The organism is Actibacterium sp. EMB200-NS6 (genome assembly GCF_001305615.1).
GTDB lineage: Bacteria > Pseudomonadota > Alphaproteobacteria > Rhodobacterales > Rhodobacteraceae > Actibacterium_A > Actibacterium_A naphthalenivorans.
In genome coordinates, this window is the sequence record NZ_CP010869.1 from 3,249,051 (window position 1) to 3,260,414 (window position 11,364).

11 protein-coding genes are annotated in these 11,364 nt (G+C 63.2%); 10 read left to right on the top strand and 1 reads right to left on the bottom strand.

Features of this window, described 5'->3' with window-relative positions:
• The first annotated feature begins 55 nt into the window (after positions 1 to 55).
• From TQ29_RS15785 to hisC, 10 genes are all read left to right on the top strand, one after another.
• Positions 56 to 751 (top strand): GntR family transcriptional regulator, encoded by a 696-nt coding sequence (locus tag TQ29_RS15785; RefSeq protein ID WP_054539943.1) that lies wholly within the window; start codon positions 56 to 58, stop codon positions 749 to 751.
• A 111-nt stretch (positions 752 to 862) separates the two neighbouring features.
• Entirely contained in the window at positions 863 to 2,509 is a 1,647-nt protein-coding gene (locus TQ29_RS15790) for an FAD-dependent monooxygenase (protein WP_054539944.1), read from the top strand.
• Between the two features lie 420 nt (positions 2,510 to 2,929).
• Entirely contained in the window at positions 2,930 to 3,754 is an 825-nt protein-coding gene (locus tag TQ29_RS15795; RefSeq protein WP_054539945.1) for a transporter substrate-binding domain-containing protein, read from the top strand.
• 101 nt (positions 3,755 to 3,855) lie between these two features.
• Positions 3,856 to 4,500 carry an amino acid ABC transporter permease gene (locus tag TQ29_RS15800; protein ID WP_054539946.1) on the top strand — a complete coding sequence of 215 codons (645 nt, stop codon included), beginning with the start codon at positions 3,856 to 3,858 and terminating at the stop codon, positions 4,498 to 4,500.
• 34 nt (positions 4,501 to 4,534) lie between these two features.
• A complete protein-coding gene (locus TQ29_RS15805) occupies positions 4,535 to 5,194 on the top strand; it encodes an amino acid ABC transporter permease (RefSeq protein WP_054539947.1) in 660 nt (219 codons plus the stop codon).
• Position 5,195: 1 nt separating this feature from the next.
• A complete protein-coding gene (locus TQ29_RS15810; RefSeq protein WP_037206338.1) occupies positions 5,196 to 5,984 on the top strand; it encodes an amino acid ABC transporter ATP-binding protein in 789 nt (262 codons plus the stop codon).
• A 3-nt stretch (positions 5,985 to 5,987) separates the two neighbouring features.
• Positions 5,988 to 6,719, top strand: a complete 732-nt coding sequence (locus tag TQ29_RS15815) for a UTRA domain-containing protein (protein WP_054539948.1) — start codon at positions 5,988 to 5,990, stop codon at positions 6,717 to 6,719.
• Positions 6,720 to 6,725: 6 nt separating this feature from the next.
• Positions 6,726 to 7,658, top strand: coding sequence for a LysR family transcriptional regulator (locus TQ29_RS15820; RefSeq protein ID WP_054539949.1), 933 nt, complete (start codon positions 6,726 to 6,728; stop codon positions 7,656 to 7,658).
• A 97-nt stretch (positions 7,659 to 7,755) separates the two neighbouring features.
• Complete coding sequence (gene speB, locus TQ29_RS15825; protein ID WP_054539950.1) at positions 7,756 to 8,715, top strand: agmatinase; 960 nt, start codon at positions 7,756 to 7,758, stop codon at positions 8,713 to 8,715.
• Positions 8,716 to 8,807: 92 nt separating this feature from the next.
• Positions 8,808 to 9,911, top strand: coding sequence for a histidinol-phosphate transaminase (hisC, locus tag TQ29_RS15830; RefSeq protein ID WP_054539951.1), 1,104 nt, complete (start codon positions 8,808 to 8,810; stop codon positions 9,909 to 9,911).
• A 2-nt stretch (positions 9,912 to 9,913) separates the two neighbouring features.
• Here hisC and TQ29_RS15835 read toward each other — a convergent pair whose 3' ends face one another.
• Positions 9,914 to 11,251, bottom strand: coding sequence for a formimidoylglutamate deiminase (locus TQ29_RS15835; RefSeq protein WP_328705648.1), 1,338 nt, complete (start codon positions 11,249 to 11,251; stop codon positions 9,914 to 9,916).
• Positions 11,252 to 11,364 lie beyond the last annotated feature (113 nt).

Genomic DNA, 11,364 nt, shown 5'->3' on the forward strand with positions numbered 1-11,364 from the left:
GACGGAACCACGGCACTCGAACATGAAAAACCAATCGAATACACGGACACGACAAATGGCAATCCGCCGTGGCGGACTGGCGGAGCATGTGTATTCCCACATCAAGGAACTGCTTCTTGATGGAAAATTCGATCACGGCGAGAGCATTCCCGTCGAGAGGATCACCGAGGAGCTATCCGTCAGCCGTCAACCCGTCATGGATGCCTTGAAACGTTTGTCCATCGAAGGGTTCCTGGTGATCCTGCCGCAAATCGGCTGCCGCATCCGCGAGTACGAGCCTAACGAGATTACCGATTTCTTTCTTCTTTTTGCCGAAGGCGAAGCGCTGATCGCAGAGCTTGCAGCAAAACGTTCCGACGCGGCGGATATCGCCAAACTCAGCGCGATTTCCTTTCAGATCGGAGAATTGCGCGGCGCCGATCTGTCCGTAACTCAGCTCAATCAGAATTACCGCGTGCTGAACCGGAAGCTGCATTTCGAAATGCGCCAGGCGGCGCGGTCCGCGCCCATTGCGGAGGTGGTGGAAAACCTCGGCGACCGGAGCGATTTTTTTGTCGCCGCTTCCGCGCGACCGATTTTCTCGGACAGGCTGGAGTCGGCCCATGAGGAACACGAAGCAATTCTTGACGCCATTCGCAAAGGCGACCCCGATCAGGCGCGCGCGGTGATGAAACAGCACATCCTGCACATTGAAGAACGCATCAACGGCCCCGAACGGGCACCGGATGCGGCCGGCAAAATCAAAGCTTAAGGAGCAGCCGTGACATGAGAACACTCTTCGGACTTTTTTGGCGTTTTTCTGACATTCTAGAATGCGACTGGGGCGTATTATTTTACTTCACGTCATCGAGGGTTTCGAAAGATGTTTGATTTCGATGTGGTAATCTCGGGCGCAGGACCTGTTGGAATGACCCTGGCCCTCGATCTGGGCAAGCGCGGCATTCGTACGCTGATCGTCGAGCGTAACGAAACAACGACCCGCCACCCCAAGATGGACATCACCAATGCTCGCAGCATGGAGATTTTCCGCCACCTCGGCATCGCGGAAGAGCTGCGCGCGGTCGCCGTCCCGGAATCGCATCCGTTCGATGTCTCGTGGATCACGGGGTTCACTGGGCACGAACTTTACCGTTTCGCCTATCCGAGCGCGGCAGAAATGCGGGTGCGTATCCGCGAATGCAACAACGGCAGCCAAATGCGCGAACCGCCCATGCGCGTGTCTCAAACAGAAATCGAACCGGTCTTGAGAACGGCATTGGAACGCGAGCCGTTGGTCGATCTGCGATTTTCCACTGCCTACGAAGCTTTTTCCGAACGGGAAGATCACGTCGAAGTAACCGTAGCCGATACCACGACCGGCGACGCGCACCGCTACACCTGCCGCTATCTGGTCGGCTGCGATGGTGGCGGCAGCAGGGTGCGTCGCCACCTTGGTATCGGCTTGCAGGGTCAGGCGAATATCATGGAGCGGTTCATGACACATTTCCGTTCGCCCGAACGTGAGCTGCTGCAGCGCTGGGGCATCGCTTGGCACTATCAGTCACCCTACGGAACATTGATCGCGCAGAATGACCGCGACATCTGGACACTGCATTCCCGCTTCGGCGCGGAAGGACCGGGAAAGAGCGATCCCAAGGCCCTTGTCCGCAAATTCGTCGGACGTGACATCGACTGCGAAATCCTCGTGGCGAACGAATGGTCGCCGCATCTTCTGGTGGCCGACAGCTATGGCGGTGGTCGCGTTTTCCTGGCCGGGGATGCGGCGCATCAGTACATTCCGACGGGCGGATACGGCATGAATACCGGGATCGGCGACGCTTCCAATCTGGGATGGAAACTGGCCGCGGTGATCGACGGGATTGCATCCCCTGCCCTTCTGAACAGCTACAGCCTGGAGCGACGGCCCGTCGGGCTGCGCAATTGCGACGCGGCGGGCCAGAACAATCAAGTGCGCCAGGATATTTCCGCGCTCTATACGCCAGATATCTTCGAAGACACCGAGGCCGGAGCCGCCCAACGTAGCCGCGCTACAGCCAGGATCGCCGAAATCGGAAATCTTGAAAACGAGGCCTGGGGAATCGAGCATGGCTTTACCTATGCTGGTTCTCCCGCGATCTGGCCCGAGAAAAGCCCCGCCCCAGACTGGGACCCTGCGCGCTATGTGCCTACCACGCGGCCGGGCGCGCGACTGCCAAGCCTCTTTCTGCCTGATGGCACGGCAATCTACGATATGCTCGGACCGTGGTTCACGCTTCTGGTTTTCGGGGGCGCCGATCCTGGAGACTTTACGAGCGTCGCGAAACGGCTCGGCGTGCCGTTGAAAATTGTCACCGCCGACGGCGCCGATGTTCCGGAGTGTTATGAAAGCCCGTTGGTTCTGGTGCGGCCCGATCTGCACGTCGCCTGGCGCGCGACGGGCGAAGCGGCCACCCCGGAGGCAGTGCTCCTGCGCGCGTTGGGGCACGGCAATCCGGCCACGGCAGCCAGACCGGGGCTAGCTTCGCCTTAAACTGATCGAATTCGCGGGCACCCCCGGACATCTGAAGGCGACGTGACGACAACGGCGGCGCGGCGTGCCCGTCTGACGTCGCCAATCACGCTCAGGGTGTTTCTATCATTCCTCGCCGATCCTGGTCCCAAGCTCGTGAAGGCGCCGCGTGAGTCGCGCAGCCTGTGCTATGATTGCCGCCACCACTGCAGCGCCGCTTTCCCAAATCCGCACGCCAGCCCTAAATCACGTAAATTTTGTGCATACACCCTGGAATATGGTGAACTTCCGATCAGTCACCCGCGAATCCCATCCCGCAAGCGTCGGGGCTTTGAGACTCGGCTCATTTGTATACACATATAGCCAGGCCCGCCGAAGAGCGGCCCGATGACAGACCACAAACAGCTTTTGCCCCGCTCGGGGCGCACAGGGAGCATGCTCATGCGCAAACACTTTCTTGCGGCCCTTGCCGGTGCCGCTCTGACCCTTGGTTCCACCATGATCGCCCAGGCCGAAGACGCGCTGGACCGGGTCATGGCCGCCGGCGTGCTGAAGGTCGGCACAGAGACCGCCTTTGCCCCGTTCGATTTCATTGACGCAGGCACCCATACCGGCCTCAACGTCGAGGTTTTCGAAGAGATCGCCAAGGATATGGGCGTCGAACTGGAATGGATCACTCTGGACTGGACCGGCGTGCTGCCCGGTCTCGAGGCCGGTCGTTTTGACGTGGTCGCCGGCCCCGCCACCATCACCCAGGCGCGGATGGAACGCTATCGCTTCTCCTCGCCCATCGCCGAGGCCACGGTTGCCATTCTGGCCTGCGCCAAATGCGAGATCGAAAAGCCCGAGGACATCGGCGGCAAGCCGGTCGGGTCGGGCACCGGCACCGCTCAGCTCGCCCAGCTTCAGGCCTTTGCCGAAACCCTGCCGACCCCTCCGTCGGACATCAAGGAATACGTCTCCTTCAACGAATCCTACGCGGACCTTGCCGCCGGCCGGATCGAAGCCGTTGCGAATTCCCTGCCCAACATCGCCTTCGTGGCCAGCCAGCGCCCGGAAGTCTTCAAAGTGGTCAAGCCCGCATTCGGCACGCCCACCTATTTCGGCTACCCCGGCCGGATCGAGCCGGAATACGCCACGCTGATGGACAAGATCGACGAAATCCTGCTGGCCATGAAGGCCGACGGCCGCATGGGGACATTGCAGGAAAAATGGTTCGGCACCGTCTTCGACATGCCCGACTACGTGACCGAGCCGAATATCTGACCTGACGTTCAGATAAGGTGCGGCCGGGGGTGGGAGCGTGTCCCCTCCCTGTCCCGGTCGCGCCGCCCTTTCCGCCCCCCCCTTTCAGCCGAAACGAGACCATGACCTGGCAACTCTTTGAATTGCTTCTCAAGGCATCTGTGATGACGATCTTCGTCAGCAGCATCTCGATCCTTTTGGGGCTGGGTTTCGCCATCCTGCTGTCGGCCATGCGGATGTCGGGCAATCTGGTGCTGATCAACTTCGCGCGGGTGTTCATCTCGTTCTTCCGCGGCGTGCCGCTTCTGGTGCAGCTTCTGCTGATCTTCAATCTGCTTCCCGCGCTGGGGCTGAGCCTGTCAAGCCTGGCAACGGCGCTGATCGGCCTGTCACTGTGCACCGCCGCCTATCAGGCGGAGAACCTGCGCGGCGGTTTCGAAGGTGTGCCCCCCGGCCTGATCGAAAGCGCCGAAATGGCGGGGTTTTCCCCGACCCAGACCTTCCTTCATATCCGCACGCCCATCGCCTTGCGCATGACCTTTCCGGCGCTGGTCAATGAGGCGATCCTGATCCTGAAGGCCTCGTCGCTGGTTTCGGTGGTCGGCCTGATCGAGCTGACCAAGATGGCCCAGAACCTTGCCGCCTCCACCTATATGCCGCTGCCGATCTTTGCGTCCGCCGGGCTGATCTATCTGGCGATCAACCTCGTGGTCGCCGCGATCGGGCGCCGGGCCGAAGTCGCGCTTCCGGGATTGCCCGCCAAATGAACGGGCCCGCCCCCCTTCGGTTTCGAGGCCGCCCATGAATTTCGATTTCGCCGTCATTCTCGCCAAGGGCCCGCAAATCATCGCCGGGCTGGGCGTCACGATCCTGATCTGGATCGTGGGCACGATACTGGCCGCCGCCATCGGGTTTCTCGTCGCCACCCTGCGCCGCTATGGCGGGCGACTGATGGACAAGCTGCTTTCTGTCCCGGTCGAGATCCTGCGGGGCACGCCGTTTCTGGTGCAGATCTTCCTGCTCTATTTCGGGGGGCCCTACATCGGCATCCGGCTTGATCCGATACCGGCCGGGCTGTTGGGGCTCAGCATCTACGGCGCAGCCTATTACGCCGAGATCTTCCGCGCCGGCTACAATTCCGTGCCCACCGGCCATGCCGAGGCCGCCGATTGCGTGGGGTTCACCCGGTTGCAGACCATCCTTTACGTTCAATTGCCGGAAATGGCGCTTCTGGTGTTGCCGCCCGCCAACAACATGGCGGTGATCCTGTTGAAGGAAACCGCGCTGCTATCGCTGATCACCGTTCCCGAAATGACCATGACGGTGCAGGCGATCGGCTCTCAGCAATATGCCTTTGTCGAAGCCATCGTGGTGCTGGCCCTTGTCTATTGGGGGCTGGTCGAGCTGTCCAATTTCCTTGGCCGGATCGCCGAACGCCGCCTGTCCAAACTGAGTAGCTGATATGACCACACCCGCCATTTCCGTGCAGAACGTCTCCAAACGCTATGGCGAGACGCTGGTCTTGCGGGACATCAATCTGGAAATCCCGCGCGGAGAGGTCACCTGCCTGATCGGCCCGTCCGGTTCGGGCAAGTCCACGCTCCTGCGCTGCATGGCCTTTCTGGAAGAGACCACCAGCGGCAGCATCCTGATCGAAGGGGAGCCGCTGGGGTTCATCGAAAAAGACGGAAAACGCCGCGCGCAAAGCCCGTCCGAGCTGCGCGCCACCCGCTCCAAGGTCGGCATGGTGTTCCAGCAGTTCAACCTGTGGCCGCATATGACGGCCCTCGGCAATGTCTCGGCCGCCTTGCGCCGGGTGCGAAAGATGCCTCGGAAAGAGGCCGAAGAGCGCGCCATGGCCCAGCTCACGAAGGTCGGGCTGGAAGATCGCGCGGGGCACTATCCTTCCCAGCTTTCGGGTGGTCAGCAACAACGGGTGGCGATCGCGCGGGCGCTGGCCCTGGACCCGACGATCATGCTGTTTGACGAGCCGACCTCGGCGCTGGATCCCGAACTCACCGGCGAGGTGCTGAACGTGATGCGCGCCTTGGCCGATGAGGGCATGACAATGGTGGCTGTGACCCATGAGATCGGCTTTGCCGCGTCTGTGGGCAACACTGTCTGCTTTCTCGATCAGGGCAAGTTGCTGTTCCATGATACGCCTGAAAAGGTGTTTGCCGCCCCGCGGCATCCGCGGCTGGAACAGTTTCTGGATACCTACCTGGACCGCGGCGCATCGATGCTGAAATAACCCATGGAAGACGACGGCCCGAGATCCGCACCCAAATCCCTGCACGAGACGATCCGGCATGATCTGGAAAGGCGAATCCTCTCCGGCGATTGGCCGCCCGGCTACAAGATCCCGTCGGAGCTGGATCTGAGCGAGATCTATGGCTGCTCCCGGATGACGGTGAACAAGGTCATGACCCAGCTCGCCGCGGCGGGGCTGATCCTCAGGCGGCGGCGCGTCGGCTCGGTGGTGCTGCCGCAAAAGTCGCTCAATGCGGTGCTGGAAATCCATGACGTGAAGGAAGAGGTCCTGTCGCGCGGCGGCTGGTACCGGCATCAGATCCTGAGCCGGCGATACGGCAGCGCGGGCAGGATCTGGCCCGGAGAGGCGCTTTCGGAGGAAGCGCCGGCCCTGCATGTCACCTGCCTGCATTTCAGTGACAACATGCCGTTCTGCCTCGAAGCCCGGATGATATTTCTGGATGCGGTGCCCGAGGCCAAAGCAGAGACCTTTACCGATACCGCGCCCGGCGTCTGGCTTCTGGAGCATGTGCCGTGGAGCGAGGCCGTCAACGAGATCGCTGCGGTGAATGCCGATGCGGCCCTGGCGGATCTGCTGAAGATCAGCCCCGGCGCCGCCTGCCTGACCATGACACGGCGGACATGGAAGAACGGCGAGGCGGTGACCATGGCAAGCTTTTCCTATCCCGGCGCGCAGCACAAGATGCAGGCCCGGTTCACCCCGGCCCACGGCTAGGGCGCGATGGCGGGGCCCGCTTACCTGCGCGCGATGGAATGCTTCGAGGCGGTCGGGCGGCGCGGCTCGATGCAGGCGGCGGCGGCAGAGCTGGGCGTATCGCCCGGTGCTGTCAGCCAGCAGGTGCGGCGGCTCGAAACCCATCTGGGCGTCACCCTGCTGGAGCGGCGCGGGCGCGGGCTGGTGCTGACCCGCTGGGGCAGGCTCTATCACACCGAACTGGCGGCGGGCTTCGCCCGGCTTTCCGGCGCCGATGATGCCTTGACCCGGGCGCGGGACAGCGAGACGCTGACCGTCAGCGGGTTGCCCACCCTTACCGCGAAATGGCTGGGCCGCAGCCTGTATGCCTGGGGCGATGAAAATACCGATTGGCCCCTTCGGCTGATCAGCAGCGAAGACACGCCGGATTTCGACCGGGACGGCGTGGATTTTGCAATGCTCCTGGGGCCGCCTGCCGCCGGCCACGCAGGCGCGGAGCTTTTCACCGATCAGGTGGTGCCTGCCTGTGCGCCGCATCTGGTGCAGGGGATGCCGTTGCAAGACCCCTCAGATCTGCTGCGCCTGCCCCGCTTGCAGATTCGGTGGAGCGCCCGCTATGACCGCTTCGATCCGCCAAGCTGGGAGCGGTGGGCGGCGCACCACGGCGTGGGGGGCACCCCGGCATCACCCGCCGTGCTCTGCTTTGCCCTGACCGCCACCGCCATCGACGCCGCCGTGGCCGGTCAGGGGGTGGTGCTGGGCCAGGTCGCCATGATGGCCCGCGAACTGGAAAGCGGCCAGCTTGTCGTGCCCTTTGAGCGTTGCCTGCCGCTGAGCGTGCCCTACAGCCTCTGCTGGTCTCGCGCGGCGTTGGAAAAGCCCGGCGGCGCGGCGCTTCGCGACTGGCTCCTGGCGCGGGGCCGTCAGCAGGCCGCGGCTTTGCGCAAAAGCCCGGGATGAACCGTGATGCCAACAGCCCAGCCTGAACGCCCAATATGACGAAACACAAACGGCTGCCCGGCAGCCCCGAGCACACTCCGAAAAAAGGAACACACCAATGTCCGATTTCACGCCCGTCTCCGGCTTCGACCTGCCCCGCTATGCCGGAATTCCGACCTTCATGCGCCTGCCCCTTGTGCCGCTCGACGATCCGCGCCTGAACGCTGTTCAGATCGGACTGATCGGCGTGCCGTGGGATGGCGGCACCACCAACCGCCCGGGCACCCGCCACGGGCCCAGAGCGCTGCGCGACGCCTCCACCATGATGCGTGCGCAGAACGGCAGTACGCGGTTGCGGCCCTTCGAGATGGTCAATTGCGCCGATCTGGGCGACGTGCCGCCCAACCCGGCCAGCCTTGAAAACAGCATGGCCAGGATCACCGAATTCTACGGGCAGGTGGTCAAGGCCGGGATCCGCCCCCTGACCGCCGGGGGCGATCACCTCAGCTCCTTGCCCATCCTGCGGGCCGTGGCCGGAGAGCCGCTCGGCTTCATCCAGTTCGACAGCCATACGGATCTGTTCGACAGCTATTTCGACGGGCAGAGGTATACCCATGGCACCCCTTTCCGCCGGGCGGTGGAGGAGGAGCTTCTGGACCCGAAGAAGATGGTCCAGATCGGCATTCGCGGCACCATGTACGACACCGAAGACCGCGATTTCGCCAAGGCAGTGGGCATCCGCATCATCGAGATCGGCGAATTCTTCGCGCGGGGCGTGCCCGATGTGATGGCCGAGGCGCGCGAGATTCTGGGCACCGGCCCGAGCTATGTGAGCTATGACATCGACTTCATCGATCCGGCCTTTGCGCCGGGGACAGGCACCCCCGAAGTGGGCGGCCCGAACACCTGTCAGGCCCTCGAAGTGGTCCGGGCGCTCTCGGGCGTGAACATCATCGGCGCCGACATGGTCGAGGTTTCGCCCCCCTTCGATCTGGGCGGGCTGACCGCGCTGGCGGGCGTATCGGTGATGTTCGAGCTGCTGTGCGTGATGGCCGAGGCAGTCAGATCCGGGGCCTGAGTGCCGGCGGGCGACGCCTCCCCCACCTCGATCTTGACTTGTCTATACATAAGTGATGCCCTCGACGCCAGAACGAGCCAACGGAGATCCCCATGCCCGCACCGAAATTCGCGCTGCGCCCCGAGCTTGCGGGTATCGGGCCCTATAATGCCGGTCTGGCGCTGGAGGATGTTGCGCGCCGCTGCGGCGGGCAGCCGATCGCGAAGCTGGCCTCGAACGAGAACCCTTTCGGTTTGCCCGCAGAAGCTCTTGCGGCAATGGGCGCGGCAATCAGAAACGCGCATCTCTATCCCGACCCGGAGGCCCGCGCGCTGGCCGGTCTGCTGGCGCGGCAGGCGGGTATTCCAGCAGAGCGAGTGATTTTCGGCGGCGGGTCGGAGGATCTGCTGAACGTGCTGGCGCGGGCCACCCTGCGCGCGGGGGATCAGGCCGTGACGCTCTACCCCTCATTCCCGCTGCACGAGGATTACGCGCGGATGATGGGGGCCGCTGTCGTCCGGGTCGGGCTGACCGAGGGCCGCGAGATCGACGTCGCGGCCTTGCTTGCCGCCGTGGCGCGCCCGGTTCGCCTGACAGTTCTGGCCAACCCGATGAACCCTGCGGGCCTGTGGCTGCACCCCGATGAGCTTGCCGCGCTGCTCCGGGCACAGCATCCTGAAAGTGTGCTGTGCCTGGATGAAGCCTATGTGGAATACGCTCTGGGCGCTGACTATCAGCCGGGAACCGAATTGCTGAAGGATCATGACAAGCCACTGCTCATATTGCGGACCTTCTCCAAGGCCTGGGGGCTTGCCGGGCTGCGGATCGGCTATGGTCTGTCGAATTGCGACGATCTGATCCGGGGCATGAACCTTGTCCGCACGCCTTTCAACGTCAACGCCGTTGCCCAGGCCGCAGCGCTTGCCGTCATCCGCCACCCCGAAGCCATGCGCGCCGCTGTCGTACGTACCCTTGAAGAGCGTGCCCGGATGACCGGCGCGCTGATCGGGCGCGGGCTGGAGGTTCTGCCATCGAAGGGCAATTTCCTGTTTGTCGACACTGGCAAGGCTTCGGTCGAGGTCGCCGACCGGCTGATCGACCATGGCGTGATCGTGAAACCGTGGAAACAGGCCGGCTATGAGACCTTCATTCGCGTGTCCGTGGGGTTGCCGCGCGAGAACGATCAGTTTCTGGAGGCGCTGGCCCAAAGCCTATAGGTTCAGGCCAGAACCCGCCCGAGCGCCTCGGCGAAGCGCATCTGAATGCGATCACGGCACACATGTCGCCCGTCCGTGACCACATGGCGCCCCCCCGCCCAGACATCGGAAACGGCCATGTCCCGGCCAAAGATCCAGCGGTCGAGCATCTGATCCCCTTCGGCGACGAGCGTCAGCGGATCGCAAAGCGCCACGAGATCCGCAGGCATCCCGGGCGCGATCACGGGCGGCGGCGCGTCGAGGGCCTGCGCGCCCCCGGTCAGGCTGGCCTCGAACAACCGCCGCCCGGTGGAACCGCCCTCTCCGGCCAGCATGTTTCGTGCGCGATGGAAAAGCCGCTGGCCGTATTCGAGCGTGCGCAACTCTTCGGCCACATCGATCCGGATATTTGAATCCGTTCCGATCGCGATCCGGCCGCCCTCGGCCAGATATGAAATCGCGGGAAACATCCCGTCGCCGAGATTGGCCTCGGTCACCGGGCACAGCCCTGCCACCGCGCCGGAAGACGCAATCGCGCGCCTTTCCTCATCAGTCAGATGGGTCGCGTGGATCAGGCACCAGTTCGCATCCACCGGCAGATTGTCCATCGCCCAGGCCACGGGGCGCTGACCATGAAAGGCCAGGCAATCCTCGACCTCCTTCATCTGCTCCGCGATATGGATATGGGTCTTTCGCCCGTGGAACGCTTGCGCAAGGCGGGCCAACTCTTCTTGGCTGGCCGCGCGCAGGGAATGCGGCGCATAGCCCACGCGATCCTGCGGCCGGGTCACCATCGCGTCACAGGCCTCGACCAGTTCGCCGAACGTGTCCAGCCCGTGCAGAAACCGCCGCTGGCCGTCATCGGCCTGAACCGGGCCGAAGCCGCCGTGCGCGTAGAAAACCGGCAAATGGGTCAGGGCGATCCCGGTCTCATGGGCCGCCGCGAAGATGCGCGCCGAGAGTTCCGCGGGATTGTCATAGAAGGAACCGTCGGTATCGTGATGCAGATAGTGAAACTCGCCCACCCGGGTATACCCCGCCTCCAGCATCTCCACATACGCCATCTCGGCCAACGCCTGCACATCCTCCGGCTGCACCGACAGGGCGAAGCGGTACATCATCTCGCGCCAGGTCCAGAAACTGTCGCGCCCGGCGCCGCGCCGCTCTGTCATACCTGAAAACCCGCGCTGGAACGCGTGGCTGTGGGCATTGGGCATGCCCGGCACAAGACAATCGACCGTCACATCGCCGTGGAATGGCGCTGCGCCTGTCTCAACACTCAGAACATGCCCGCCGTCCAACGTCAGGCGAATATTCGCCTGCCATCCGCCGGGCAGCAGGGCCTGCTTGGCAAAGATCATCATGCGCTCCTTCGCTCACATCGACATGGTGGACCTTGCCGGGGTGAAAATTCCACTTCCAAAGGGCCTGTTTTTATGTATATACTTATTTGTCGGAGACGCAATATCCAAGA